The following is a 26,463-nucleotide window of genomic DNA, read 5'->3' as shown; positions in this document are numbered from 1 at the left end:
ATACATGGAAATATCTTTAAAAGTAAACGGGGAGCTTTATCCTATTGAAGTTGATCCTGAAACGCCGTTGTTATGGGTTATTAGGGATGTTTTAGACCTAAAGGGAACGAAATTTGGTTGTGGAAAGGCAGCCTGCGGGGCTTGTACCTTATTGGTCGACGGGAATAGTGTTCGATCCTGTTCCTTTGCGGTAAAGTTTGCCGAAGGAAAAGAAGTTACCACGATAGAAGGGTTGGGTACCAAAGAAAATCCGCATCCCGTTCAGCAGGCATGGATAGAGGAAGTAGTCCCACAGTGTGGGTATTGTCAGCCTGGGTTTATGATGGCTACCGTAGCTCTGTTAAAAAACATTCCAAATCCTACAGATGATGATATCGATAGGAATATTATAAATGTTTGTCGCTGCGCTACGTATTATAGGATGAGAAAGGCTATTCATAGAGCGTCTGAACTTAGTCAGCAAGAAACCGATAAAAGGGTTGAAAACAATAAGGTATGACAGGTAAGAAAAAAGTTTCGAGACGTAAATTTTTAATCCGGGGAGGCATAGGAACTATTGGCGTTTTGGCAGTAGGTACTTATTTGTTCAGAAATCCTATTCGAAGAAAAATAGTCAAGGTCATCAATACGGTGGAGACACCCTATCAAGGAAATACGGACAATCCCATAATTTGGTTTGAAATCACAAAGGATAATAAGGTTGTATTGCATAGTCCAAAAGTGGAAATGGGACAAGGGACTTTTACCAGCCTGGCACAAATGGCAGCAGATGAACTGGAAATAGATATAAACCAGATTAACGTGGTACATGCAGAATCTTCCTCTGGTAATATGGATTCATTTGCCACCGGGGGCAGTACTTCGGTTTCAGCATTGTGGGTGCCCCTGCGCGAGTTGGCCGCCACCATGCGGGAAATGATTAGGATAGAAGCTGCGAGTAAAATGCAAGAAGATGTAGTCACTCTAAAACTTTCAAATGGTATAGTTTCCAGCGCCAATAAAAGTATGACCTATGCAGAGGTTGCAACAGGGGTTTCTGAATGGGATATCCCGGATACCCCAGAACTAAAACCTCTTTCGGAATATAAATATATTGGAAAACCTATTGCGCGTGTAGATTTGGTGGATAAGGTTTTTGGGGCGCCAATTTTTGGTATGGATGCTACCATGCCGGATATGTTATATGGTGCCGTTGTGCGCTCTTCCAAGATTGGGGCTAAATTTATTGGGGCGGATGTTTCAAAGGCTGAGAAAATGCCAGGCGTGGTAAAGATAGTCGTAGAAGAGGATTTTGTTGGGGTCGTTGCACATTCCATGATTCAAGCCGAAAATGCCAAATCCCAAATTGAAGTGCAATGGGAGGGTCAAAAAGAATTGAATACGGACGATATTAAGGAAATGATTACCGTTGGAAAAGGAACGCCCTATGTCATACAGAAAGTGGGAAATGCCGAAGAAATTTTGGAAGATGGGGAAAATCTAATTGTGTCGGAATATTGGTCTCCCATTGGTGCCCATGCCCAAATGGAACCCTGTGGCGCTGTAGCCCATGTAGAGAAGGATAAAGCTACCATCATGATTTCTACCCAAGTAGTGGCCATAACCCGAAATGAGATAGCTGAACGTTTAAATCTAGAACGAGACAAGGTAAATATCATCCCTACTTTTTTAGGGGGAGGGTTCGGTAGACGACTTCATACCCCCAATGCTATCCAAGCGGCCGTTCTCTCAAAAGCGGTTGAAAGACCTGTAAAGTGCTTTTTTACCCGGAAGGAGGAATTTCAAAATGATACGTTTAGGCCTCCCACCCATCATATTTTAAAGGCAAAACTATCTCGAGAAGGGAAAATCGAAGCAATGGAACACAATGTTTCCAGTGGTGATGTTGCCTTTGGGTCTCCTATGATGCCCCGGATTGCGGAGCCTATACTGGGAGCAGATCTGGGTGCATGGAGAGGGGGATTGATACAGTATGGGGCCATACCCAATTTTAGTGCCATTTCCTGGAGGGTAAAATTACCATTTGCCACAAGTTGGTGGCGTAGTCTGGGACTGTTGGCGAATACGTTTGCCATTGAAAGTTTTATGGACGAGTTGGCCATTAAGGCAGGGATAGATCCGGTAGAATTTAGATTGACCCAGATTCAGGACGATGAGAAAGGTAGAAGGCTTAAGGAGGTTATCAAGGCGGTAGCCGATAAAGCGGGATACAAAGACCGAATTATAGATGGTAGAGCAATGGGTTTTGCGGTGTCGACGGATGTCAATACCCCTTGTGCGGAGATTGCCGAGGTTTCGGTTTTAAATAATGTGATAAAGGTTCACAATGTGACCTGTGCCATGGATCCGGGATTGGCAGTCAATCCGGATCAAGTAAAGGCACAATGTGAAGGCGCAATAATTATGGGCCTGAGTGCTTCGGTTTTTGAAAAAATGGAGGTAGAGAATGGTGAACTTACCCCTACCATCTATGGTCCCTATAAAATGGCTTTGATGAAACATGCGCCAAAGGAAATAGATGTTGTGTTACTACAGGGTACGGATTATCCTGGAGCGGTTGGCGAGCCTCCCTTAGGGCCCATTGGAGCGGCAATAGCCAATGCAGTTTTTAGGCTAACCGGTAAACGCTTGAGGGAAATGCCGCTTCAGGCAAATTTGGATAAACAATCTTAATAATTAAGGATTTAAGTTAAAAGGTGTAATATTTCTGGCTTAGGATTTACCAATGTTCCTAATCATTCCCCCAAAAATAAAATAATGAAAAGGAATGAGACTGTACCAGTACAAACGTCCCTTTAGTCCTCGAGGTCTAAATGTAGCCGTTTGATGTAAGATATTGTCCTTATCTATCTTGAACTCTAGCCAAGCTTCACCAGGTAACTTCATTTCGGCGAACAAAAGCAATCTTTTTTTCTTTTTATCCGCTAGGAGAACTCTCCAAAAGTCCAAGGAGTCTCCGGGATAGATTTTATCCGGATGGGTTCTTCCCCTTCTTAGTCCTACACCACCAATAAGCTTGTCCAGAAAACCTCTTATTTTCCAAAGACTATTCCCATAATACCAACCATGATCACCGCCTATTTTCCAGATATTTTCCATCACTTTTTTTGGGTCTTCTATTTTAAGGGTCTGTTCGTCCTTCAGCACCCCGTATTTGGGTACCTGAATATATTTTTCCAAACTTTTGTTGAAGCGCCCACTGACCATACTGTCCTTCCAACTGCTTACAACTAAGTTTTGTTCTATTTTTTTAAAGGCCATTTCAATGGCTTCCTTATAAGAATGCGTATTGATTTTGAGTAGTTTAGCTAGTTTATCGTCTCTGGCAATAACTTCAATTTTCATACTGTCCACAAGGTTTAGTGCTAACTTATAGGATGTGGAGGTGACAAAGTAGAGCCAATAGGATGATAATTTTGGAGTCATTACAGGTACGGTAAATACCCAGTTTTTAAAACCCCTAACCTCTGCGTATTGATGCAGCATCTCTTTATAGGTGAGCACGTTTGGGCCAGATATATCAAAAGAGTCATCAAAAGTCTTTTCATTTCCAAGAACACCGATTAGAAAGGAAATGACGTCCCTGATTGCTATTGGATGTGTCTTTGTCAAAACCCATTTTGGAGTAATCATTATGGGCAGTTTTTCACAAAGGTCCCTAATGATCTCAAACGAAGAACTACCGGATCCAACGATTATTCCGGCCCTAAGTACGGTCAGTGAGAATTTTCCTTTTGATAGGATATCCTCAACATTTTTGCGGGAACTCAGATGTTTTGATAACTTTTTATCGTTTACGATACCACTGAGGTAGATTACTTGTCTAATGTTGGTGGAAGCTAAATATGAATTGAAATTTTTGGCGGTAGCAGCTTCCTTTTCATCAAAATTCTTGGTGGATGAACTCATGGAATGAATCAGAAAGTAAGCGATTTCTATATCTTTCGGCAGTACATCCGGTTTAACTTCCTCTAAAAAGTCAATTTCTACAATTTCAATTTGGGCCTTTGTTTCTTCATCAATGGAGAACCTATCAGAATCACGTACCGCGCATACTACATGATGGCCGTCAGCAATCAATTGAGGCAGTAATCGCATGCCTATATATCCGTTGGCACCTGTAAGTAATATTTTCATGGCTATAGAAAATTTATTTTACTATTGACATTTGAAATTGGGCATCCTCATAGATCTTCCAAGGAGGTTGGACTGTTATCGGCTTTAAGCGCCAATAGTTTTTTAAAAAACTTTTGAATGGCTTTGGTATCTGATTCCACTTTAATAAAATATTGGTCCCTATACAGGGAATACACGGAGGACTCGCCTTTGTAAAGCGTCAGTTTATAATAAGGTACAATTAGGGCAAAGGTTTCCAATAGGGACCTGAATCTCACAATAATGCCCTTAGGCCTAATTTCAATGTTACAGGTGTCCCTATTGTTATCCAAAATGAGCAAATTTCGTATCTCCATACTTGCTTCCGTAATAATGAGTTTGGGGGATCCTATCCCCCCCAAGTCCCAGCGCTCTTTAAGGGTAAAGGGTTTGCCTACCTCGTTGTCTATTTTTTGGGAAATGGATTTATTGTTATAAGATACGTTCAATATCATGCTATCATATTTTAGGCGTCCTGTTTGGACTATAAATGGGATAATTAAAGTTACAGAAAAGAAGGGGCAATGACTATAGATTCGCCTTAAAAGGGCAAAAAATGCTTAGTTTTGCAGCCTTAAATCCTAGCAGATGAATATTCAAGTAGTTTTAGAGGCGAAGGTCAAGGAGGCAATATTGTCCCACTATGGTGTGGCATTGGAATCGGTGGAATTTCAGCCCACCCGAAAGGATTTTGAAGGGGATATTACCGTGGTCGTTTTTCCCATGCTCAGACAGGTAAAGGGGAACCCGGTACTAATTGGGCAACAAATAGGATCTTATTTGGAGACCGAAGTTGAGGAGGTTGCCGGTTTTAATGTCGTCAAGGGATTTTTGAATATTGTTATTTCAGATAGCTATTACCTAAACTTTTTTAATGAAGTAAAGCAGGATGCCCATTTTGGACTTGTTCCAGCTTCAAACGAGGCCATTATGGTGGAATATTCTTCACCCAATACCAATAAACCGTTGCATTTAGGTCATATTCGAAACAATCTCTTGGGATATTCTGTAGCCGAAATCCTAAAGGCTGCTGGTAAGAAAGTGTATAAGACCCAAATTATTAATGACCGAGGTATCCATATCTGCAAGAGCATGTTGGCATGGCAACGTTTTGGTAATGGTGAAACTCCGGAAAGTGCGGGGTTAAAGGGCGATAAGTTGGTGGGTAATTATTATGTAGCTTTTGACAAGGCTTATAAAAAGGAAATAACGCAACTTGTGGAGGGCGGTATAGAGAAAGCTGTTGCCGAAAAAGATGCCCCTATTTTACTGGAAGCTCAAAAAATGCTTCAAAAATGGGAAGCCGGGGACGAGGAGGTCGTAGCCCTTTGGAAGAAAATGAACGGTTGGGTCTATGATGGTTTTGAAACCACCTATAAGAACTTGGGAGTAGATTTCGATACCTATTATTACGAAAGTGATACCTATTTGTTGGGTAAGGATGTTGTAGCCGAAGGTTTGGAGAAAGGGGTTTTCTATAAAAAGGAAGATGGCAGTGTTTGGATAGACCTAACGGATGAAGGGCTTGATGAGAAAATCGTTTTGAGGTCAGACGGTACAGCGGTATATATGACCCAAGATATAGGAACGGCGATTCAAAGGGTAAAGGATTATCCGGATATCAATGGAATGGTCTACACCGTGGGTAACGAACAGGACTACCATTTTAAGGTGCTATTTCTTATCCTGAAAAAGCTTGGGTTTTCTTGGGCCGAAAAGTTATATCACCTAAGCTATGGCATGGTGGACTTGCCTAGCGGAAAGATGAAGAGTAGGGAAGGAACCGTTGTGGATGCCGATGATTTGATGGCCGATATGACCCAAACTGCGGAGAATATTTCCAAGGAATTAGGGAAATTGGAAGGTTATTCTGAAGCCGAACGAAATGAGCTCTATAAAATGATTGGACTTGGGGCCCTTAAGTACTACATACTTAAGGTAGATCCAAAGAAGCGAATTTTGTTTGACCCCGAAGAGTCCGTGGATTTTCAAGGGAATACAGGTCCTTTTATTCAGTATACCTATGCCCGGATTCAGTCTATTTTAAGAAAGGCGGAAGAGACCCATGTAAATATTGAGGCGACCGTTCAAATTTCAGAGCTCCACATAAAGGAAAAGGAACTGCTAAAGCAAATACAGCTGTTTCCCGAGACCATTCAATTGGCGGCTGAAAATTACAGTCCAGCCTTGATTGCAAATTACACGTACGAATTGGTCAAGGAGTTCAATTCTTTCTATCAGCAGGTATCCATACTTGGAGAAGCTGATGCGCAAAAGAAAGTATTTAGGGTTCAGCTCTCTAAAAAAGTAGGTGATACCATTAAGATGGCCTTTGGATTGTTGGGTATCGAGGTTCCTGAAAGGATGTAAAGAGAAAAACCTTTGTTTTTAAACAAAGGTTTTTCATGGCAATCTGAGTTAGTAATTGAGAATTATTTTGTCTCAGGTGATTGTGAAGCGACCGCAGCACCATAGACTACTAGACCAAATCCAATTTTGTTGATAGCGTCACCGATGTTGTAGATAACATCCATATTTAGCCCAAGGCCTCCTAAACCATCATACCAACCTGGCGTTCCAGCCATGTAACCTAAGGGGTATATGGCCCAACCAACAAGCACGAACCAGCAAAGCATTTTGTGTGCTTGTAGTGTTGCACCTCCCGCTTGTACCGCTAGTTTTTTGGCACTTCCCAGCCAAATCTCATATACAATGTAGAAATAGGCCAGACCAGACAAGAGTCCCCAGAAGGCCGCATTGTCACGATAAACTGCCTCGCCAAAGTAACCTGTTACTAGCATTACTACCGAAGCCGCAATGAGTTTCCACATGAGAGATTTTTTCGCTCCGGCCACTTTTAAGATGAGGTAGAATTCTACGCACATTAAGGGAACAGTCAATACCCAATCCACATACCTAAAGAAAGTGGGTGATTCCCCCACACCTGACCAATAATCGCGCATATACCAATAGTGGACAGCGGCGATAAACGTAATCAATCCTGAAACTAGGATAGATGTTTTCCACTTTCTGTCAAAATTGTTCATTGACAAAAAGAAAAAGGCTGAAGCTGCCATCATGGCCATGCAACCTACAAAAAAAGTAAAACCAACATAATCGTCATTAGCGATTTTTGTTACGTCGGCAAACAGCGGTAAATTTTGTAAAAATGTGTTCATAACATAGCAATTTTTTGTTTAAATAAAAATACTAAAAGTTAAACAATAAAATGATAAAATTTGTTTAATTTTTTTGTTATAACTTTAAACAAAGACAAATTATTTTTGGTTAATGAAAAACTGGCTCCTAATAACAACATTTTTTGGATTATGGCTATCCACGCAATTACCTTCTGACATCCAGGATTATTTTGCATACGCGTTAATCCTCACCTTTGGGGTTTTGCACGGGGCAAATGACATTGTCCTTCTTAAAAAACAGCATGAAAACTTAAAAACAACCAAGGCAATCATTCCATATATTTTGGTAATATCTACGGTCACCTTGTTATTCTTATTTTCCAGGACCTTGGTTTTAGCCATTTTTATCCTTATTAGCGGGTATCATTTTGGGGAACAACACTATAAGGAAAAACTGGCCTATTCTCATTGGTTTCATAATTTATTTTTCATCTTCTATGGTTTGAGCATACTGTTCATGATTTTCTATACCAATTTAGAAGAGGTGCAGCAAATTATATATGATGTATCGGGTCATTTAGTTCAAAGAGAATACATTGAACTAGGTTTTCTTGTTAACCTGATTGGGTTATCCGGCTCCTTAGTCTTTCTCACACTCAATAAAGTCTTGAGAGTGCAATGGGCGAAGGAAATATTTATGTTCCTTGTTCTTTATATTGTTTTTAAGGTTGCCTCTTTGCTTTGGGCATTTTCAATCTACTTTATTCTTTGGCATAGTATACCTTCAATAAAGGACCAAATGGAGGTTTTATATGGTAGTTCAAAACCTAGATATTTTATTAATTATTTAAGATCTTCTTGGATCTATTGGTTTGTATCAGTAGTGGGTCTTTTGGTCTTATACCTATTGCTAAAGAACCAAATAGAATATTTTATTACGGTGGTTTTATACGTATTGGCTGTTATTACATTTCCTCATGTTATTGTTATGTCTAAACTGGAAAAAAATAAGGGAATTTGACAGATAAATAAATTAAACCTTACTGTTGTCAAAGAATTTAGAATGTAGTTTGTTTTCCAAATTATTCGTTTGTTGCCAAAAGAACTATCTTCAATAAAAGAAGTATAAAGCTAATCAGAGTTCACCTCAAAACAATTAAAATCGAATCCTAAAACTAGCATTTGGAGTAACGCCCAAAGATATTCGTTGAATTGTTTCAATTTCGTCATTTTCATCCAACCTATAGTATGTATTCAATATATTCTTTCTATTGGTAAAGTTTAGGATTGAGGCACCTACCGATGCTCTTACGGTTTGACTTAAATTAAAATCATAGGTTGCAGAGGCATCCGCCCTAAAATATTCTGGTAGACTACTGCTGTTTGGGGTCTCATAGTTTATTTCATTTGGAAATATGGTGGTGTCAATGGGATTTCCAAAGTCGGGTCTAGTGTAGGGTTTCCCAGATCTGTAGTTGAAGCCGACACCTATTTTGAGGTCGTTATACATATAATTTCCGGCCAGGGTAAACGAATGTTCTAGCTCCAGATTGTTGGGAAAGTTGGGCGGTACTAAGGTATTGAAAGTGTATTTATTGTCATTATAGGCATAACTGAACCAAGCGCTATAGTCGTTCGTTTTTTTGTTGACCAAAAATTCCACACCCTTTACCAGGTATTCCCCAATTTCGCCATCAAACTGATTTTGATTCTGGAAACCTTGGGTATATACATTGATACCTGTTACATTTTTATAAAATGCCTCGATCCCCACATACAATCTGTTTTCATCATAATTTAGACCCAATGACCCTTGTTTGCTTTGCACTATGGGCAACACATTCCCATCTGCCAAGGTCCACCTTCTTCTTTCCAAACCTAAAAAGTTTTGTTCCAGGTCAATGACCTGATTAGTGTATTGGCTCTTGAATTCGCCCAATGCCTCCACCTTGAAATTGCGTGCGAACTCATAGGAAATACTTAACCTAGGCTCTATGAGAACCTTCTCAAAGGTATTGATGTTGCCGATATAATTTAATCTTCCCCCAAATTGGGCGAAAAGACTGTTGTCTTCCGTCTCAAACCTTAATTCTGAGTACAGACTGTGCGACCTAATGACACCCTTAACACTACTTTCAAAAAAGGGCAGGTTTATTCGTGTAATATTCTCAATACCCGTTTCTGTAAATTGGTAGCCGTTCGTCCATTGCAAGCTGGGCGTTAGTCTGTAATTAGTGTTGAGTTTTGCGCCTGATTCCTTTACTAGGTTATTTTGGTACAACTGCCGTGATGCACTTTCGGTAATACTAAAGGCCGTTAGCCGGTATTGGGTGTAATAGACGTTTGCTTGGGTATAAAAGTTATCCGTCCATTCGCTTTCAAGGCTTCCGCCGAATGAAACGTTGATTTGGTCCAGGGAACTTTCGGTATCCCCATTGCCATCTGGACTAAATGTAAAATTGTCAAGGTCGTTATTGATATGGATAAGGCTCAACCTAACTTTGTGATAGGGGTTGATATCGTACAACAACTTGCCGGTAAAGTCGTAAAAGTAAAAGTCATTGTCAGTAAGAACATCACTGTCCTGAAAGGCCTTTTCAGAAAAAGTGGTATAGGTGGGTGTCTCTAGAAAATCTGTTACGGACCTTCTTCCCGAGAACTGTACGGCCAAGTTTTCTGCTAGTGGTATTTGTCCGTAAACATCCCCACTGATCAGGTTGAAACCGGCGCCACCATAGATCGTGCTTTGAATCTCATTTTTGGTTCGCAGGTCCATGACTCCGCTCACACCATCCCCGTATATGGAGCTGGTCCCATTTTTTATGACGGTAATTTTATCGGTCAGATAGGGATTAAATGCCGAAATAAGTCCGAAAAAATGACCGGACTGGTACATCTTAATGCCGTCCCATAGAATGAGGTTTTGGTCATTGGTGCCCCCGCGGATATTTATGTCTGAGACGGTTTCGTCCACACTCTTGATTCCGGGCAATGATTGGGCGGATTGTAGGATATCCGGCTCTATCAAGCCGGGAAGTATACCAAACTGGGCCGTATTCATTTGGATGCTTCCATCGGAAAACTTGGCAAGACCATTCGTAAGGAATTTATAGACCACCACCTCTTCAAGCTCTTGGTAACTTAAGGCCAAGGTTATGACGGTACATGGGGTTTTGTTGATCAGTTTTTCTGCCGGAATAAAATAGGGCTTGAATCCTAGATGACTGATTTGGATGACCGCCCTGCGCGGCACTTCATCTAAAGTGAAGGTCCCGTCCATATTCGTTACCATGGCGGTTTCAGAATCCAAAACCCTAACGGTGGCACCGGGTATGGTATTATTTTCAAAATTGTCCAGTACCATACCGCAAATGGAAATGGTTTTTTTAAGAACTACGGAATAATATCGGTCACTAAGTTTTTCTATTTCTAAGGGTGTCTGCGCCATAATGAAGGCAATGGAAGCTTCAAGTTCATTGGTCTCCGGCCTATTTATTTGAATATCCTCCAAATTGGCATCGGCAAAAGAAAACTTTATGTTGAATTCGTTTTCCAAGTCCTGAAGTAAACCAATCACCTGAATTTTTGGCGGGGATATTTCTTGTGCCAGTCCCTTATTCGAAAGGAATGGCAGAAGAAGTAAAAAAAAATGTACCGCAAGCGTTTTAAGGGGCGCTTTCCTCATAGAACAGCACTTTGTTGTCCTCTAATTTAAAACTAATTTTAAGAGGGGTGCTTATACTTTTCAACGCCAAATCCAAATCTGTATTGCTAAAGGTCCCAGTAAAGAGTTGATTTTCATCAATATCTCCCAGTATGACTTCGATATTATGCTGACGCTCTAATTCCGAGATGACAAATTTCACAGGGATACTCCTAAAAGAACTTTCTTTGTTCACCCAAGAAGGCCGACCGTTTATTTGAACCTTTGATTTGTTCAAACGACCGTTAATGGCTATGGCAGAATTCCCTGCGGGAAGTTTGAATTCCTCATCATTGAAAAGTACGCTCACCAAACCTTCGTAGCAGGTAACTTCAAAAAATCCGTCCCTGTTCTCCACATTGAATTGGGTTCCCAAAACGGTAACGGTTCCCTGTGCGGTGGTAACCGTAAATTTTTTGCCCTTGGCTACATTAAAATAGGCCTCGCCATCAAGGGTGATGGCCCTTTCAGAGTCCCAGTTTTTTTCATTGTAGGACAGTTTGGATTCCGCGTTCAGCCATATTTCAGAGGCATCGGGCAAGGAAATTTCCTTGTTTTCGGCCAACTTGGTAATGATGGTTTTATCAAGTGTTCCAAAATAAAAATAAGCGCCCGTAAGCAAAACGGCAATGACCGCTGCCACCCTAAGAAATGCCTTAAATGGGGATATGCTAATGACCTTGGGTGTTTCTTGCTTCCCTTTTGATTCCTGAAGCAGTTCCCAAGCCTTGGCACTATCAAAGTCAGGTGCCTGTAACTTTTTGGATGTATCCGCTATTCTCTGATAGGCGGCAAACTCCTTGGACTTCTTAAATTCCTCAAGTTCCAATTCGGTAAGCTCGTTATTAAGCCATTTTGCCAAGTAATTTTCTTGCATATCTTTTAGCTTTGTACATCTTTAACAACTATCTAGTAAAAAACCCTACTTCAAATTTCAAGTTCAAATACAAAAATCAAGTTCAAAAACAAAAATCAAATTCAAAAACAATAATCAAGTTCAAAAACAGGAGTCAAGTACAAAAATGAAATTTTTAACTTTACTATCACACTATCACACTATCACACTATCACACTATCACACTATCACACTATCACACTATCACACTATCACACTATCACACTATCACACTAACTCCTAACCCCCAACTTCTAAATCCCCTCAATTTTTTCCCGTAGTGCTTTTAAGGCCAAATGCATCCTCTTTTCAATGGCCTTTACGCTTACTCCTTCCATTTCGGCAATTTCTACATATTTTTTTCCATCAATCCTATTCAATAGGAATGTAGACCGCTGGTTATCGGGCAGGTCGTTCAAAGCTTGGTCCAATTTTGCCCTGAATTCGTTTTCCTCCATGAGAAACTCTGGAGTCTCTTGGGTGGTCTTTAAGGATTTATCGGCATACTTAAGTCGTACCTTTTCGGCCTTGATAACATTTAGGTATAGATTGTTGGCAACTGTATATAAAAACGACTTTGCTTTCTCCGGAGCGACCTTGGCACAGTTCTCCCAAAGTTTTACAAAAGCCTCCTGTACGGCATCGTTTGCCTTCTCCTCATTGCCAAACTTATAATATATGTAGTTGAAGATCGTTTTTGAATAAGCATTGAACAAAGTACTGTACGTACTTTCCTTGCATACATTTTGAGGTTCGTCAGCTTTCAATGTCCTGTTTTTTTCAAAGATATTTTAAAAAAAATTAAAAAGCAGGTAGGGTTTTTTTTCAACGTGTTGTTTTACTACCGAATAAATTATAATACCAAATCGTTATGAAAAAGTTTTTAAGTTTTGCTTACCTAGGCATATTTGTAATGGCACTGAGTTTTACCTCATGTCAAGATGAATTCGAAGAGATTAACACAGGAGAGGAACCAGCGGCCATAACTGCTAGCTCAGCTGCCGGTATTTTGATACAGAATACCGTTACCAGAGATGGTTCCTTTGATAATATCGTGGACGGCACCAGCTGTTACGACGTAAAGTTTCCCTATACCGTTGAAGTAAATGGATTGGAATTGACCATAAACTCTAGGGAAGATTTAAAATTGATAGAAGAAATTTTTGATGAGGTGGACGATGATGAGGATTTTCTGGAAATTCTTTTTCCCATCACCATTACATCGGGCGACTTTACCGAAATAACCATCAATGGTTTTGAGGATTTGCGGGAGTTGGCCCAACAGTGTAAAGAGGGCGGTGAAGATGATGATATTGAGTGTATAGATTTTGTATATCCTATGACCTTGTACACATTTGACATCGACTTGGAGCAAACCGGGGAGGTGGTTGTGGAAAGTGACAGGCAATTAAGACTTTTCTTCAAAGGTCTGGAGGACAATGAGCTTGTAAGCTTTGATTTTCCCATTACGTTGGAATTGTACGATGGTTCTAAAATTGAGGTGAACAGCAATGAAGAATTGGCAATGAACATACGAAACGCCAAGGATGCCTGTGACGAGGACGATGACAACGACTATAACGACGATGATTTTGACGATGAGGATTTGGATGAATTTCTGGTATCCTGTCCATGGTACGTGCTTGAAGTTATTAGGGATGACGTAAGTGAAATTGCACAGTATGTAAATTATTATTTCGACTTCAAGGCAGATGGAACCGTGCATGTTAGCAATCGACTAGGTTTTGAGGCCAACGGTACTTGGTCTTCCGGCATGGGAGATAATGGTGCAAAGGTTACCATGAACATTGAGACCTTATCTGGATTTAATATGGAATGGACCATTTACAAGACAGAGGATGGCGTAATTAAATTCTACAACGGGGAAAGAAACCGTATTTGGATGCGTAGGGATTGTGAAGGTGATGGTATTGGATTTGATCCGGAGAATTTAAGGAACATTCTAAGGGAATGTGAATGGATCATTAAAAAAGTAAAAAATCAAGGAGAAGAAATCGATAGACTTTTAGGTTATGAGTTCAAATTTATGCCCGAAGGCGTAATTACCCTAAGCAACGGAATAAACACTTCAGAAGGTACCTGGGAAATAGGTTTCAACATGCAACAGAATTTGATTGTTAACATAACAATGGGAGAAGAACCTGGCGTAAGTTTTGTTTGGCCGGTACGTGAATTGACCCAAAGTAGGTTAAAGTTTGAGGTGGAAGAGATAGGTTATGAATTGATTCTGCAAAGGGTTTGTGACGATAATTCGGATGATGCAGATGTCTTGGAAATCAGGAACTTCATGATGGGCGGTGATTGGACCGTTGCATCTTATATAGACGAAGGTGTTGATGAGACCCTTGATTTTGGAGGGTATAGTACTGCCTTCATGCCAAACCTACAAATGGAACTTAAAGAAGGTGGGGAAGTTTATGCTACTGGACTATGGCGAGTTCTTAGAAACAAGGATGGCAAGCTTAAAGTGTATCTAAATTATGGAGATAACATGCCAATGAACGAGCTGACCGATGATTGGGAATTTGTTTCCATGACACAAGGAAGACTTGAGTTAAAGGATGTTAGTGGTGACGGTACCATATCCACCTTGGTATTGGAAAAATAAAAATTGGGCCTATGGGGAATTATTCCCCATAGGCCTTATCAATCAAAAACTCTTTTAAAAAATGAAAAAACTAAAAAAATTAAGCTTAATGATAATGGCCTTGACAGGTCTGGGATTCGTATCCTGTGAATCCTCTGATGATTCCAATGGTTTAAATGACATGGTCAATGCGGAGCAGGTCAAGTCTACCGTTACATCGGGCAGTTGGCGTGTGGCTCTTTTTGAGGAGGACGGTGTAGATGAGACAAATGATTTTTCCAATCATACATTTGTTTTCGAGTCTGACGGAAGGCTCATTGCGGATAATGGTAAAACTTCCGTTTCCGGAGCATGGTCCATTACATCGGATTCCAGTAGTAGTGATGACGACAGTAGTTCAGATGACGATGTGGATTTTAATATTTTTTCACCTCTCCTGCCAACTTTGCGGAATTATCGGAAGATTGGGACATTGTTTCCTTTTCCAATAGCAGAATCGAATTGAAGGACATAAGTGGCGGTGATGGGAGTATCGACCGTTTGGTCTTTGAAAAGATATAATTATTGAATGATAAACATCCAGAAATACACCACCAGCAGTAAAGAGTTGGGCCTCGTTGGTGGTGTTGATGGAGTTTTATGGGAGATTTATAGCATGGAAAGCTATCTAAAAATATATGTTAGATTCATTATATAAAGGTCAAATTTAATTTGGCCGTTCCTTGAGATGAAACAATAACATATGAAAATGTAATACCTTTTTTGCCCCACATCCCAGCGTTAAGAGCATCCATATTTTGGATGCTCTTTTTGTTTTGTAGATTTTAGTAGTGTTTATGTCCGTTTAGCAATGATATTCTTAAATTTGCATTCCCCTTAAAACGGAATAAAATGTTTGATAATTTAAGCGAAAAGTTGGATAAAGCCCTTCATGTACTTAAAGGGCATGGACAAATAACGGAAATCAATGTTGCGGAGACGACCAAAGAGGTTCGTAGGGCCCTCTTGGATGCGGATGTCAACTTTAAGATCGCCAAGGAATTTACCAATCGCGTAAAGGAAAAGGCGCTTGGTCAAAACGTTTTGACTTCATTGCAACCAGGCCAATTGATGGTTAAGATCGTAAAGGATGAGTTGACCGAATTAATGGGGGGCGATTCAGAAGGAATCAATCTATCCGGCAATCCTTCGGTGATTTTGATGTCCGGTCTGCAAGGTTCCGGTAAGACAACATTCTCAGGTAAATTGGCCAATTTTTTAAAGAAGAAAAAATCCAAGAATCCCTTGTTGGTAGCGTGCGACGTATACCGTCCAGCAGCCATAGATCAGCTACACGTTGTTGGGGAGCAAATTGGCGTGCCTGTATATTCGGATAGGGAGAACAATGACCCGGTGGCAATCGCCAAGGCGGGTATCGCCAAGGCAAAGACAGAAGGACATAACGTAGTCATCATAGATACCGCTGGTCGATTGGCCGTGGACGAAAAGATGATGAACGAGATATCTGAAATTCACAAGGCTATCAAACCGCAGGAGACCCTATTTGTGGTGGATTCCATGACAGGGCAGGATGCCGTTAACACGGCCAAGGCATTTAACGATGTCCTTAATTTTGACGGGGTCATACTTACAAAGCTCGATGGTGATACCCGCGGTGGTGCGGCCATTTCCATAAAATCGGTCGTAAACAAGCCAATAAAATTCATAGGTACGGGTGAAAAAATGGAGGCTATCGATATCTTCTATCCTTCCCGTATGGCCGATCGTATTTTGGGAATGGGTGACGTTGTGTCCTTGGTAGAAAGGGCCCAGGAACAATTTGATGAGGAGGAGGCCAGAAAGATCCAAAAAAAAATCGCCAAAAACAAATTCGGTTTTGACGATTTCCTAGGACAGATACAGCAGATCAAAAAAATGGGAAACATGAAGGACCTTATGGGTATGATTCCCGGAGCTGGCAAGGCGCTAAAAGGTTTGGATATTGACGATGACGCATTTAAGCACATAGAGGCCATTATTTATTCCATGACTCCGGATGAAAGGTCCAATCCCTCCAAACTGGATGCTAGTAGAAAAAAGAGGATCGCAAAGGGTAGTGGAAGAGAGGTACAGGAGATAAACCAGTTGTTGAAACAATTTGACCAAATGAGCAAGATGATGAAGATGATGCAAGGGGGTGGCGGTAAAAAAATGATGCAGATGATGAGCGGTCTTGGGCGTTAATATCGGATGACCTGTAAGAAAGATAGCGCATTGGTTGTAAAACCGATTCAATTTAAAATGAACAACCCGGGTAAATTTGTAGTGTAATAAACTGCCTACTGAATACGTAATACATGGAAATTCTTGACGGTAAAAAAATATCAAATCAAATAAAGGATGAAATAGCCGCTGAGGTGGCAAAGATGCGTGAAAGGGGTGAAAAGGTCCCGCACTTGGCCGCGGTTATTGTGGGTAGCGATGGTGCCAGCCTAACGTATGTTGGTAGCAAGGTACGGGCTTGCGAACGTGTAGGGTTTGAATCTACCATGGTACGAATGCCCAGTACCACATCTGAACAGGAATTATTGAAGAAGATCCACGAACTGAACGAGGATAAAGATATAGACGGATTCATTGTCCAGTTGCCATTGCCTGAACAAATCGACACACAAAAGGTTATCATGGCCGTGCATCCAGATAAGGACGTGGACGGATTCCACCCCATGAACTTTGGGAAAATGGCCTTGGATATGAGTACGTTCATTCCGGCCACGCCATTCGGGATTTTGGAACTGTTGGAGCGCTATCAGGTAGATACCAAAGGCAAGCATACGGTCGTAATAGGCCGAAGCCACATCGTAGGAAGGCCCATGAGTATTTTGATGGGCCGAAAAGGGTGGCCCGGAAACTCCACGGTGACCCTAACACATAGCCACACAAAAAATATTACCCAAATTATTTCGCAAGCGGATATTGTTATTTCCGCTCTTGGTGTACCCAACTTCCTAAAAGCCGAGATGGTAAAGGACGACGCAGTGGTCATCGATGTGGGAATCACGCGTGTTCCGGACGATACCAAGGAAAAGGGATATTACATTACCGGGGATGTGGACTTTGAAAACGTAAGTAAAAAAGCATCTTTTATAACCCCCGTTCCGGGAGGTGTTGGCCCCATGACCATTGCCATGTTGCTTAAAAATACATTATTGGCAAGGGAAAGGCACAGAGGCCGTGAATAAAAAAGACCCATCAACTGATAAGACCCTACGATGAATATTGTAGGGTTTTTTATTCGGGCATCCCATGGCCATGCACAATGCCGTTTTGTGTAGAATCGTTGGGTCTAAGAATGTCCAGGTCATTACTGTCGTCATAATCGCAACTACTTACGGCAAGGATTCCTGAAAAGATAAGAAGGATGGCAACTACTTTTTTCATAACAATGAGGATTTGGGTGGTAAGGGTTTCATATCGATACCTAACAATCTGATAATAGTATTAAACGAAAGGTTTTTATAAATGGTATGCTTTTGCATTCTTGATTAAATGGATTACCTTTTTATCAAAAACCGACCCATATGAATAAAATTCTTTGTTTTGCCTGTCTCTCTGCCTTGCTGCTTGGTGCTTGCCAAAAAGTCAAGGAGTCAACTTATAATGTGAACGTAAGTTTTACAGCATCTGCCAGCCCGGAGGGAAAAGATGGTAGATTATTGCTCATGTTTTCTTCCGATGACAGTAAGGAACCCCGTTTTCAAATCAATGACGGCCTCAACACGCAATTGATCTTTGGAATGAACGTGGACGGTATGGTTCCCGGTAAGCCCATTACTTTTGACGAAACTGTTTTTGGATATCCCTACCCAAGTATGTCGCAAATACCACCGGGCGAATATAATGTACAGGCGTTGCTTCATGTCTATGAAACGTTTAACCTTTCCACGGGCCATACCGTAAAATTGCCTATGGATAATGGGGAAGGGCAGCAATGGAATAGCTCACCCGGAAATTTGTACAGCAAGCCCTTTAAGATTAGAGTGGGTAGCAATGGCATTCAAAATGTAACCGTGGAAATGGATCAGGTAATTCCACCAATACCCGAGCCGGAGGATACGGAGTGGATAAAGCACATTAAGATGAAGTCCGAAAAACTATCGGAGTTCTATGGTAGGGATATATATCTGGGTGCCCATGTATTGTTGCCAAAGGGTTTTAACGAACACCCCGAAGCCAAATATCCGCTAATGGTCTTTCATGGACATTTCCCTTCGGATTTTAGTGGCTTCCGGACAACCCCGCCGGACCCTAATCTGGAGCCGGATTATTCCGCAAGGTTTGATATGAAAGGATATAACATCATCCAACAACAAGAGGCTTATGATTTTTACAAACGTTGGAACGAACCGGATTTCCCTAGGTTTTTGATCATCGAAATTCAACATCCAACCCCATATTATGATGATTCCTATGCGGTGAATTCGGCCAGTCAAGGACCTTATGGGGATGCTATCACCTATGAACTAATTCCTTATATCGAAAAAGAGTTTAGGGGCATGGGCGAGGGATGGTCTCGCTTCTTGTATGGCGGTTCTACCGGAGGATGGGAGGCTTTGGCGGTTCAGGTAAAATATCCGGAGGAATACAATGGCTGTTTTGCCGCTTGTCCGGATCCAATCGATTTCCGGGCCTATTGTCTTACCAATATTTATGAGGATGAAAATGCTTATTACTATGATGCTGTCCACAAAAAATTGGAAGTGCCTTCCCATCGGGATTATTTGGGAAACATACAATCGACCTTGAGACAGGGAAACCATTTGGAATTGGTGTTAGGGGACAAATCCCGGTCTGGACAACAATGGGATATTTGGGAAGCCACCTACTCTCCCCAAGGTGATGACGGCTATCCAGTTAGAATTTGGGATAAAATGACCGGGGATATTGACCATAAGGTTGCCGAATATTGGAAAGAGAATTACGATCTTCGATACATCATGGAGCGTGATTGGGAAAAATTGGGAGAAAATTTAAAAGGTAAAATCCATATTTATTGCGGGGATATGGATAATTACTACCTGAACAATGCGGTCTATTTGATGGAGGATTTTTTGGAGAGCACTACAGAACCCTATTATGAAGGGGAAGTATTATACGGGGACCGGGCCGAGCACTGCTGGAACGGTGATCCAGAGCTGCCTAATGCCATAAGTAGGTTGCGATACAACTCCATGTACGTGCCAAAGATCATGAAACGAATTGCGGAAAGTGCCCCCACGGGGGCAGATCTTACAAGTTGGCGCTATGAATAGAACAAATAGGGTTGCATGGTTTGTATTTGGACTCTTGGCCATTGCCGTTGGATTCTATCCGCTAATGTATGTTTTTGCCCAGGGCGAAATAGGATTGTTGCTGTCCAAAAGCCAGGAATTATTGGCCAATTCAATCTGGAATATTGGGTTTTATGGACATATACTTTTCGGGGGTCTTGCGCTCATGATAGGTTGGGTGCAGTTTAGCAAACGTTTCCGTAATTCAAATTTGGCTAGGCATCGGGCCATAGGGAAAGTGTATGTAGGGGCCGTTATGGTAAGTGGACTTTGTGGAGGATTTATTGCATTTTATGCCACTGGGGGACCTGTGGCCATGACAGGTTTTTTCATGTTGGCCGTTTTTTGGCTGTATTTTACGATTACGGCCTATATGGCCATTAGACATGGGGACATTGAAAAGCATAAGGTCTTTATGATCTATAGTTATGCTGCCTGTTTTGGTGCGGTAACACTGAGGATTTGGTTGCCCCTATTAATTTTGCTTATGGGTTCTTTTGAACCGGCATACCGTATTGTGGCCTGGTTGGCATGGGTGCCAAATCTCATTTTCGCCTTTTACTGGGTGCGGCGTAAAGGGCTTTCTATAGGATAAAAATTCTTGAATTTTAAGGTTCTGAACGTGATGTTCCTTCGCAATTGAATATCTTCCAACAAAATTCTGTGCACATAATACTGACACAAAAAATCGCTAAAAATGTGTAAAAATTTAAATACATTGTTTTTTATTTCCATCCTGTTTTTGCTTTGTAAATTGGCAATAGGTCAAGGAAATAATTCAGATTCCATGTCAGGTAATCCTATATTTGAGGGCTGGTATGCCGATCCTGAAGGTGCGGTTTTGAACGGGGAATACTGGATTTATCCCACGTATTCTGATGATTATGACAAACAGTTGCATTTTGATGCATTTTCCTCCAAAGATCTTGTCGAATGGGAAAAGCATGAAAACATATTGGATACGACAAAGATAAAATGGTTGAGGCAGGCCTTATGGGCCCCTTCCATTATTGAAAAGGACAAAAAGTATTACCTGTTTTTTGGTGCCAACGATATACAAAGGCTGGGGAGGTCCTCCTATGATCCCAATAATGATATCAATCATTACGGGGGAATAGGTATTGCCGTGGCCGATAATCCAGGTGGCCCCTTCCAGGATTATTTGGGCAAACCTTTGATTTCCGATTTTTACAACGACGCCCAACCCATTGATCAATTCGTTTTTAAGGACGTGGACGGCACTTACTATTTTTTCTATGGCGGATGGAGTCATTGTAACCTAGGAAGATTGAACAATGATTTTACAGGTTTCATCCCATGGGAGGATGGAAGTGTTTTTAGGGAAATTACGCCCGAAGGATATGTAGAGGGTCCGTTTATGTTTCTGCGGAAGGGTATATATTATTTTATGTGGTCTGAAGGAAATTGGACGGATGGTAGTTATCGGGTGGTATACGCCATGGCCGATAAGGCAACGGGTCCCTATAAAAAAATTGGAACGGTTTTGCAGTCCGACGAGGCCGTCGCAACGGGTGCTGGACATCATTCCGTAATCAATGTTCCCGGAACGGATGAGTGGATCATGGTATATCACCGCAGGCCGATACCCAATGAGGATAGGGATCATAGGGTTACCTGCCTGGATAGCATGGAATTCAACAGAGATGGTACAATTAAGCTTGTAAAAATTACCTTTGAGGGTGTTGAAAAAAGAGCGATTAATAATAAATAAATTCTTGAGGAATGAAATATAGAAGGTTTGGAAGGACAGATTGGCAAGTTAGCGAAATAGGGTACGGTATGTGGGGTATGGCTGGTTGGAAAGCTTCGGACGATGAACAATCCGCAAAGTCCCTTGACATTGCAGTTGAACATGGCGTCAATTTTTTTGATACTGCATGGGGATATGGAGAAGGGCATAGTGAAGAGCTTCTGGGCGACCTTGTAAAAAGACACCCTTCTAAAAAACTATATACGGCAAGCAAAATACCGCCCAAGAATTTTCAATGGCCGGCCAAACCTGAATATGCCTTTGAGGATTCATATCCCACGGAACATATCATGGAATACACGCATAAGACTTTGAAAAACTTGGGATTGGAACAAATAGACTTAATGCAGTTTCATACCTGGGACGATACTTGGAGCGAACGGGAGGAGTGGCAACGGGCTATCGAGGAGTTGAAAAAGACCGGTAAGGTCGCGGCTATGGGAATTAGTATGAACCGTTGGGAACCAGAGAATGGCATTTTGGCCCTTAAAACGGGAATGCTGGATGCCGTGCAGGTAATCTACAATATTTTTGATCAGGCACCGGAGGACAAACTATTCCCACTTTGCGAAAAATTGGATATAGGGGTCATAGCAAGGGTACCGTTCGATGAAGGAACCTTAACAGGAAATTTGACCAAGGAAACCACCTTCCCAGAAGGCGATTGGAGAGGCACTTATTTTGTTCCGGAAAATCTTCATTCTTCCGTAGAACATGCGGATGCATTAAGGCCATTGATTCCAGAAGGCATGACCATGGCGGAGATGGCCCTTCGGTTTATTTTGGAGAACAAACATGTGGGAACAACCATACCTGGCATGAGAAAACAGCGCAATGTATTGGCCAACACGGCTACAAGTGATGGCAAATCCATGTCCAACGAACTCTATGGGGAACTCAGAAAACATCGTTGGGACAGGGTGCCAACGTCTTGGTCACAGTAGCCTATTTGGCAAACAATTGTCCCATATCCTTGAACGCCTTAAACTCCAAGGCGTTTCCGGCAGGATCTAAAAAGAACATGGTGGCTTGTTCGCCTACAAGTCCTTTGAACCTAATATAAGGTTCAATGACAAATTGTACGCCTTTCCGTTTAAGTTCTTCAGAGAAGCTTTCAAAGGTGTCCCAAGGCAGCACGACCCCATAATGTGGAACCGGGACATCGTGGCCGTCCACAGGATTGTGGTGAAGTGTTTCCGTTTCTGATTTTGGTTTGTAATGGATGACCAATTGATGACCAAAGAGGTTGAAGTCGACCCAATGGTCGCTACTTCTTCCTTCCTCGCAGTTCAATACTTCGTTATAGAATTTTCTGCATTCCGCCAAATTGTGTACCGGAATGGCAATATGAAAGGGTGATACTTGGCTCATTGTCTAGTTATTTCGTAAAGCCGAAATTAACTCTTTTTTGTTCATTTTCGAACGTCCTTCGATACCAATTTCTTTCGCTTTTTCATAAAGCTCTTCTTCGTCCGCTCTTCATATGTGGAAGCATTGCCTCCTTTTGTTCCTGCATCTGGAGTGTTGGCGATTCTGGCGGCCTTCTCCTTGCTATATCCTTTTTCCACCATAGCTTCGTATTGTTCCTCGTTCTTTATATGTGGTTTATCATTGTTCTTGGACATTTTTATTTTAAAACTGACCAAAAGCAGGGAAAAAGAATTGTCTATTTACTTTATGGGTTCCTTAATCTTGTAAAAAAGAAATTATTTTCTTGTTGACATCTTCTTGATGCAAGGAGTGGCCCAATCCTTCCGTGGTAATAAAAGTGCTTTCTTTCCATGCGGCGTGTACATTTTCTGAAGCATGATATGGAGTAATTTTATCCCAACGGTCATGCAATAGTAGGCCCTTTTTATTGTTTTTTTGTACGAACCTGGTAGATGAAAATTCCCGTATGGTAAAACCGAATCTATTTTTAACATAGATTTCCAAGGCACTCGATACCTTATTGGAGAGGCCTAAAAGAATCTGAAAGTGGGTAATGATTTCATGGAATTCCGATGGGGAGGCTATGGTCACCATTTTTTTGACTTTGGCGTTCGGATTTTGATATTCATTATATAATAGGGTCATGCCTCCCACGGAATGTCCTATCAGATGGTCTGGTTTATATATTTTTATCATTTCCTCTACGATTTCCGCATAGAGTGGAACATACAGGTATTTGCCCGATGAATATCCATGTGCAGGGGCATCAAAGGCCAGTATATTGAAATGTGCCTCCCTTAATTTTTCGATTAATTTGTGCCATCTCCAGGTGTTGCTTTCCCAACCATGTACCAGTAGAACCGTCTCTTTGTTCCCAGGCCATTTATAGGTTTGTATGGTATGGTCGCCTATATCGATTCGTTCATGCCTTACTGGGTCCAAATAGTCATTTTGATGCGGTAATACCCTGCCTTTTCTAACTTTTGTGAATATGGTGAACGCTTTTTCTACCGTCTTTTTTGGACTTAGGAAAACATAAAGGTTTAATAAAGCACCGTAAAATTTTGGAATGAGTTTTTTAAACAATGCTTTCATAAAAAATCTTTGTCGAAATTGATGTGCGGTGAATTTGGAAAAATTAATCCCAACCTACCATCATATACTTTATTTTCGCCGCATCGGGAATTTGAACGGCCTCAATATTGGTATTTGCCTTATAGCGAAGATTTTCGGGCAATTCCTCTTTGGCAATCGTTAAATAGAGGTCACTATCCTTCAATAGGATGATTACGTTGTTTATGGAGGTAATTATTTTTTTTATTTCATATTTCTCCTGAATATCCTTAAAGGTGCTTTCAATATTGATTCCGGTATCGGTCTTGAAACGTTTATCGTTAATTAACACATTTTGGATTGTAGGAATACTATCCGTATTGGGGGTTAGGGTGAGCAATAGCGTGCCCCCTTTTTCATATATTTTAATTTTACTGGAACCGTTCCCAAAGTTGGACTGAATGGTATCACGGACTACGGAGTCGTTTTCGTAAATGAGGTCCAGATCCCTTGCCAAACTTGATTTGTTTAATTTACCCACATGATCTGTGGTGATTTTAAAAGTATTGTCCTCTTCTTTTTGACACTGTGCAATCATGATCAAAGAAAAAAGAATAATGATTGTTTTGATTGATTTCATGTGTTCTTAAATACTGTTTTTATGTCATACTTCAACTCCGCTCAGTACTGGGCCGTTATTGCCTTTTGTTATTTTCTACTAGATCAGCTATAGCTTTGGATCATTTCATAAAGATTATCGCATGACTTTTTTTAATACACCAAGTACACCCCTTATAAATGTGGCACTCGTAAGCACCTTGACTACCGGGTTTTGTCTGGTACTTCTTCTAGTGGATGAGGTTCTTCGAGTGGTTTGGGCCTTTTCCTTTTCTTTTTGGGCCAATTCCTCTGCTTTTTCAATTTTCTCGTTCAAAATCTCATAGGCACTTTCGCGATCGATTACTTCGCTGTATTTTTTTACCAACTTGGATTTGTCAATGAGCTCCTCTAATTCTGTATCCGATAATATATCCATCCGACTCATAGGTGCCCTCAATAGGGTAGCTGCCAAAGGGGTGGGTCTTCCTTTTTCATCCAGGGCGGAAATCAAGGCTTCCCCAATTCCTAAGGAGGTGAGTACTTCCTTGGTATCGTAATAGTCCGAAATAGGATAGTTTTCAGCAGTAAGTTTGATTGCTTTTCGATCCCTGGCCGTAAAGGCCCTCAAGGCATGTTGTACTTTTAGACCAAGTTGTGCCAACACTTCGTTGGGTACGTCCGTGGGGTTTTGGGTAACAAAATATAACCCAATGCCTTTGGAACGAATCAACTTCACGATGCTTTCAATTTGATCCAAAAGGGCCTTGGATGCTTGGTTGAAAATGAGATGTGCTTCGTCAATAAACAAGATCAATTCCGGTCTTTCGCTATCTCCAAGCTCTGGAAAGGTGTCATAAATCTCCGCCAATAGGCTCAGCATAAAGGTGGAGAATAGTTTGGGTCTATCCTGTATATCCGTAAGCCTGATTATATTGATGTATCCCCGCCCATTTTCATCGATTCGGGTTAGGTCGTTCACTTCAAAGGATTTTTCACCAAAAAAGAGGTCGGCCCCCTGCTGTTCCAACTCGATTATTTTTCTGAGAATCGTTCCTGTGGAGCTGGTAGAAATTCGGCCATATTCTTCCGTAAATTCGGCTTTACCCTCTCCTGTAGCGTATTGCAAGACCTTTTTGAAATCTTTGAGGTCTAATAATGGCAATTTATTATCGTCACAGTACTTAAAGATTACCGCAACAATTCCTTCTTGAGTTTCGGAGAGATCCAATATTCTGGAGAGTAGTATGGGACCAAATTCAGATACGGTGGCCCTTAATTTGACCCCGCCCTGTTCCGATAAGGAAAGAATCTCCACGGGAAATTTTTTGGATTCGAACGGAATTCCAATTTTGGCATGGCGCTCGTCAATTTTTGGGTGACCGGGGCTTGGCTGGGCCAATCCACTCAAATCGCCCTTCAAATCCATTAGAAGAACGGGAATTCCCTTGTCAGATAGATTCTCGGCCAAGACCTGTAAGGTTTTGGTTTTACCCGTTCCTGTTGCCCCCGCGATTAAACCGTGACGGTTCAGCGTTTTTAAAGGCACCTTTACCAGGGCATTGGTCATGGCTTCGCCGTTTAACATCGCGGCACCCATGGTGATATAATCACCTTTGGTAGCGTATCCCTTTTCAATATGTTCAAAAAAACTGTCCTTGGAAGCCATGCTTTTATTTTTTGTTAAAAATAGAAGATTTTTAAGCAATAGAAAAAGGGAATGTATTCCAAAACCCAAAAAAATCACCATTCGTCAAAGCATTTTTCTGCTGTGAATTTACGTGCTATGTGTATCTTAGGG

At 41.2% G+C, this 26,463-nt stretch carries 23 protein-coding genes and 1 pseudogene; 12 read left to right on the top strand and 12 right to left on the bottom strand.

Annotated elements, in window-relative coordinates:
* The first annotated feature begins 4 nt into the window (after positions 1–4).
* Positions 5–499 carry a (2Fe-2S)-binding protein gene (locus tag BFP75_RS15320; protein WP_099546241.1) on the top strand — a complete coding sequence of 165 codons (495 nt, stop codon included), beginning with the start codon at positions 5–7 and terminating at the stop codon, positions 497–499.
* On the top strand, positions 496–2,673 hold the full coding sequence (locus BFP75_RS15315; protein WP_099546240.1) for a xanthine dehydrogenase family protein molybdopterin-binding subunit: 2,178 nt from the start codon (positions 496–498) through the stop codon (positions 2,671–2,673). Before BFP75_RS15320 ends, BFP75_RS15315 begins: the two co-directional genes overlap by 4 nt.
* A gap of 39 nt (positions 2,674–2,712) precedes the next feature.
* Here BFP75_RS15315 and BFP75_RS15310 read toward each other — a convergent pair whose 3' ends face one another.
* Both BFP75_RS15310 and BFP75_RS15305 read right to left on the bottom strand, forming a co-directional pair.
* Positions 2,713–4,137: an SDR family oxidoreductase gene (locus tag BFP75_RS15310; RefSeq protein WP_099546239.1), complete on the bottom strand. Its 1,425-nt coding sequence runs from the start codon at positions 4,135–4,137 to the stop codon at positions 2,713–2,715.
* Positions 4,138–4,184: 47 nt separating this feature from the next.
* Positions 4,185–4,610, bottom strand: coding sequence for a hypothetical protein (locus tag BFP75_RS15305; RefSeq protein ID WP_099546238.1), 426 nt, complete (start codon positions 4,608–4,610; stop codon positions 4,185–4,187).
* A gap of 133 nt (positions 4,611–4,743) precedes the next feature.
* On the opposite strand from BFP75_RS15305, the gene argS reads away from it, so the two are divergent.
* Positions 4,744–6,525 (top strand): arginine--tRNA ligase, encoded by a 1,782-nt coding sequence (gene argS / locus BFP75_RS15300; RefSeq protein WP_099546237.1) that lies wholly within the window; start codon positions 4,744–4,746, stop codon positions 6,523–6,525.
* A gap of 62 nt (positions 6,526–6,587) precedes the next feature.
* On the opposite strand, the gene BFP75_RS15295 is transcribed toward argS, so the two are convergent.
* Positions 6,588–7,334: a bacteriorhodopsin-like gene (locus BFP75_RS15295; protein WP_099546236.1), complete on the bottom strand. Its 747-nt coding sequence runs from the start codon at positions 7,332–7,334 to the stop codon at positions 6,588–6,590.
* 112 nt (positions 7,335–7,446) lie between these two features.
* On the opposite strand from BFP75_RS15295, the gene BFP75_RS15290 reads away from it, so the two are divergent.
* Positions 7,447–8,316: a Brp/Blh family beta-carotene 15,15'-dioxygenase gene (locus BFP75_RS15290; protein ID WP_099546235.1), complete on the top strand. Its 870-nt coding sequence runs from the start codon at positions 7,447–7,449 to the stop codon at positions 8,314–8,316.
* A gap of 135 nt (positions 8,317–8,451) precedes the next feature.
* Here BFP75_RS15290 and BFP75_RS15285 read toward each other — a convergent pair whose 3' ends face one another.
* The 3 genes from BFP75_RS15285 to BFP75_RS15275 all read right to left on the bottom strand — a co-directional run bounded on the left by BFP75_RS15285 (position 8,452) and on the right by BFP75_RS15275 (position 12,660).
* Positions 8,452–10,980 (bottom strand): TonB-dependent receptor, encoded by a 2,529-nt coding sequence (locus BFP75_RS15285; protein WP_099546234.1) that lies wholly within the window; start codon positions 10,978–10,980, stop codon positions 8,452–8,454.
* Positions 10,961–11,875, bottom strand: a complete 915-nt coding sequence (locus BFP75_RS15280; RefSeq protein WP_099546233.1) for a FecR family protein — start codon at positions 11,873–11,875, stop codon at positions 10,961–10,963. The genes BFP75_RS15285 and BFP75_RS15280 overlap by 20 nt, the downstream gene beginning before the upstream one ends.
* 272 nt (positions 11,876–12,147) lie before the next feature.
* Positions 12,148–12,660 (bottom strand): RNA polymerase sigma factor, encoded by a 513-nt coding sequence (locus BFP75_RS15275; protein WP_099546232.1) that lies wholly within the window; start codon positions 12,658–12,660, stop codon positions 12,148–12,150.
* A gap of 104 nt (positions 12,661–12,764) precedes the next feature.
* Here BFP75_RS15275 and BFP75_RS15270 point away from each other — a divergent pair, with 104 nt between their 5' ends.
* The 4 genes from BFP75_RS15270 to BFP75_RS15255 all read left to right on the top strand — a co-directional run bounded on the left by BFP75_RS15270 (position 12,765) and on the right by BFP75_RS15255 (position 17,722).
* Positions 12,765–14,522, top strand: coding sequence for a hypothetical protein (locus tag BFP75_RS15270; RefSeq protein ID WP_099546231.1), 1,758 nt, complete (start codon positions 12,765–12,767; stop codon positions 14,520–14,522).
* 61 nt (positions 14,523–14,583) lie between these two features.
* A complete protein-coding gene (locus BFP75_RS15265) occupies positions 14,584–15,006 on the top strand; it encodes a hypothetical protein (RefSeq protein WP_240531808.1) in 423 nt (140 codons plus the stop codon).
* A gap of 386 nt (positions 15,007–15,392) precedes the next feature.
* The gene (ffh, locus tag BFP75_RS15260) at positions 15,393–16,724 is read left to right on the top strand and encodes a signal recognition particle protein (RefSeq protein WP_099546230.1); all 1,332 of its coding nucleotides are present in this window, start codon (positions 15,393–15,395) and stop codon (positions 16,722–16,724) included.
* Between the two features lie 113 nt (positions 16,725–16,837).
* On the top strand, positions 16,838–17,722 hold the full coding sequence (locus BFP75_RS15255; RefSeq protein WP_099546229.1) for a bifunctional 5,10-methylenetetrahydrofolate dehydrogenase/5,10-methenyltetrahydrofolate cyclohydrolase: 885 nt from the start codon (positions 16,838–16,840) through the stop codon (positions 17,720–17,722).
* 49 nt (positions 17,723–17,771) lie between these two features.
* Here BFP75_RS15255 and BFP75_RS21925 read toward each other — a convergent pair whose 3' ends face one another.
* Positions 17,772–17,921, bottom strand: coding sequence for a hypothetical protein (locus tag BFP75_RS21925; RefSeq protein ID WP_165776615.1), 150 nt, complete (start codon positions 17,919–17,921; stop codon positions 17,772–17,774).
* 140 nt (positions 17,922–18,061) lie between these two features.
* On the opposite strand from BFP75_RS21925, the gene BFP75_RS15250 reads away from it, so the two are divergent.
* The 4 genes from BFP75_RS15250 (at position 18,062) to BFP75_RS15235 (ending at position 22,525) form a co-directional block, all read left to right on the top strand.
* On the top strand, positions 18,062–19,792 hold the full coding sequence (locus tag BFP75_RS15250; protein ID WP_099546228.1) for an alpha/beta hydrolase-fold protein: 1,731 nt from the start codon (positions 18,062–18,064) through the stop codon (positions 19,790–19,792).
* Positions 19,785–20,405, top strand: coding sequence for a DUF2306 domain-containing protein (locus BFP75_RS15245; protein WP_099546227.1), 621 nt, complete (start codon positions 19,785–19,787; stop codon positions 20,403–20,405). Before BFP75_RS15250 ends, BFP75_RS15245 begins: the two co-directional genes overlap by 8 nt.
* A gap of 102 nt (positions 20,406–20,507) precedes the next feature.
* A complete protein-coding gene (locus BFP75_RS15240) occupies positions 20,508–21,542 on the top strand; it encodes a glycoside hydrolase family 43 protein (RefSeq protein ID WP_099546226.1) in 1,035 nt (344 codons plus the stop codon).
* Positions 21,543–21,553: 11 nt separating this feature from the next.
* Positions 21,554–22,525 (top strand): aldo/keto reductase, encoded by a 972-nt coding sequence (locus tag BFP75_RS15235; RefSeq protein ID WP_099546225.1) that lies wholly within the window; start codon positions 21,554–21,556, stop codon positions 22,523–22,525.
* 1 nt (position 22,526) lies between these two features.
* Here BFP75_RS15235 and BFP75_RS15230 read toward each other — a convergent pair whose 3' ends face one another.
* From BFP75_RS15230 to BFP75_RS15210, 5 genes and pseudogenes are all read right to left on the bottom strand, one after another.
* A complete protein-coding gene (locus BFP75_RS15230) occupies positions 22,527–22,952 on the bottom strand; it encodes a VOC family protein (RefSeq protein WP_099546224.1) in 426 nt (141 codons plus the stop codon).
* 3 nt (positions 22,953–22,955) lie between these two features.
* Positions 22,956–23,206: pseudogene (locus BFP75_RS15225) on the bottom strand (Rho termination factor N-terminal domain-containing protein).
* Between the two features lie 61 nt (positions 23,207–23,267).
* Entirely contained in the window at positions 23,268–24,107 is an 840-nt protein-coding gene (locus tag BFP75_RS15220) for an alpha/beta fold hydrolase (RefSeq protein WP_099546223.1), read from the bottom strand.
* A 43-nt stretch (positions 24,108–24,150) separates the two neighbouring features.
* Complete coding sequence (locus tag BFP75_RS15215; protein ID WP_099546222.1) at positions 24,151–24,705, bottom strand: hypothetical protein; 555 nt, start codon at positions 24,703–24,705, stop codon at positions 24,151–24,153.
* 114 nt (positions 24,706–24,819) lie between these two features.
* Positions 24,820–26,331 carry a helicase HerA-like domain-containing protein gene (locus BFP75_RS15210; RefSeq protein ID WP_099546348.1) on the bottom strand — a complete coding sequence of 504 codons (1,512 nt, stop codon included), beginning with the start codon at positions 26,329–26,331 and terminating at the stop codon, positions 24,820–24,822.
* Positions 26,332–26,463: the final 132 nt, after the last annotated feature.

It is taken from the genome of Maribacter sp. 4G9 (assembly GCF_002742265.1).
In the GTDB taxonomy this organism is placed as follows: domain Bacteria; phylum Bacteroidota; class Bacteroidia; order Flavobacteriales; family Flavobacteriaceae; genus Maribacter.
Note: the sequence above shows the minus strand (reverse complement) of the source record. Positions and strands in the feature narration are given on the sequence as shown.

What these genes read in the sequence shown, in the direction of transcription:
- BFP75_RS15320 (WP_099546241.1), top strand. Translation starts at nt 5, where the DNA reads ATGGAAATATCTTTAAAAGTAAACGGGGAGCTTTATCCTATTGAAGTT.
- BFP75_RS15315 (WP_099546240.1), top strand. Translation starts at nt 496, where the DNA reads ATGACAGGTAAGAAAAAAGTTTCGAGACGTAAATTTTTAATCCGGGGA.
- BFP75_RS15310 (WP_099546239.1), bottom strand. Translation starts at nt 4,137, where the DNA reads ATGAAAATATTACTTACAGGTGCCAACGGATATATAGGCATGCGATTA.
- BFP75_RS15305 (WP_099546238.1), bottom strand. Translation starts at nt 4,610, where the DNA reads ATGATATTGAACGTATCTTATAACAATAAATCCATTTCCCAAAAAATA.
- argS (WP_099546237.1), top strand. Translation starts at nt 4,744, where the DNA reads ATGAATATTCAAGTAGTTTTAGAGGCGAAGGTCAAGGAGGCAATATTG.
- BFP75_RS15295 (WP_099546236.1), bottom strand. Translation starts at nt 7,334, where the DNA reads ATGAACACATTTTTACAAAATTTACCGCTGTTTGCCGACGTAACAAAA.
- BFP75_RS15290 (WP_099546235.1), top strand. Translation starts at nt 7,447, where the DNA reads ATGAAAAACTGGCTCCTAATAACAACATTTTTTGGATTATGGCTATCC.
- BFP75_RS15285 (WP_099546234.1), bottom strand. Translation starts at nt 10,980, where the DNA reads ATGAGGAAAGCGCCCCTTAAAACGCTTGCGGTACATTTTTTTTTACTT.
- BFP75_RS15280 (WP_099546233.1), bottom strand. Translation starts at nt 11,875, where the DNA reads ATGCAAGAAAATTACTTGGCAAAATGGCTTAATAACGAGCTTACCGAA.
- BFP75_RS15270 (WP_099546231.1), top strand. Translation starts at nt 12,765, where the DNA reads ATGAAAAAGTTTTTAAGTTTTGCTTACCTAGGCATATTTGTAATGGCA.
- BFP75_RS15265 (WP_240531808.1), top strand. Translation starts at nt 14,584, where the DNA reads ATGAAAAAACTAAAAAAATTAAGCTTAATGATAATGGCCTTGACAGGT.
- ffh (WP_099546230.1), top strand. Translation starts at nt 15,393, where the DNA reads ATGTTTGATAATTTAAGCGAAAAGTTGGATAAAGCCCTTCATGTACTT.
- BFP75_RS15255 (WP_099546229.1), top strand. Translation starts at nt 16,838, where the DNA reads ATGGAAATTCTTGACGGTAAAAAAATATCAAATCAAATAAAGGATGAA.
- BFP75_RS21925 (WP_165776615.1), bottom strand. Translation starts at nt 17,921, where the DNA reads ATGAAAAAAGTAGTTGCCATCCTTCTTATCTTTTCAGGAATCCTTGCC.
- BFP75_RS15250 (WP_099546228.1), top strand. Translation starts at nt 18,062, where the DNA reads ATGAATAAAATTCTTTGTTTTGCCTGTCTCTCTGCCTTGCTGCTTGGT.
- BFP75_RS15245 (WP_099546227.1), top strand. Translation starts at nt 19,785, where the DNA reads ATGAATAGAACAAATAGGGTTGCATGGTTTGTATTTGGACTCTTGGCC.
- BFP75_RS15240 (WP_099546226.1), top strand. Translation starts at nt 20,508, where the DNA reads ATGTGTAAAAATTTAAATACATTGTTTTTTATTTCCATCCTGTTTTTG.
- BFP75_RS15235 (WP_099546225.1), top strand. Translation starts at nt 21,554, where the DNA reads ATGAAATATAGAAGGTTTGGAAGGACAGATTGGCAAGTTAGCGAAATA.
- BFP75_RS15230 (WP_099546224.1), bottom strand. Translation starts at nt 22,952, where the DNA reads ATGAGCCAAGTATCACCCTTTCATATTGCCATTCCGGTACACAATTTG.
- BFP75_RS15220 (WP_099546223.1), bottom strand. Translation starts at nt 24,107, where the DNA reads ATGAAAGCATTGTTTAAAAAACTCATTCCAAAATTTTACGGTGCTTTA.
- BFP75_RS15215 (WP_099546222.1), bottom strand. Translation starts at nt 24,705, where the DNA reads ATGAAATCAATCAAAACAATCATTATTCTTTTTTCTTTGATCATGATT.
- BFP75_RS15210 (WP_099546348.1), bottom strand. Translation starts at nt 26,331, where the DNA reads ATGGCTTCCAAGGACAGTTTTTTTGAACATATTGAAAAGGGATACGCT.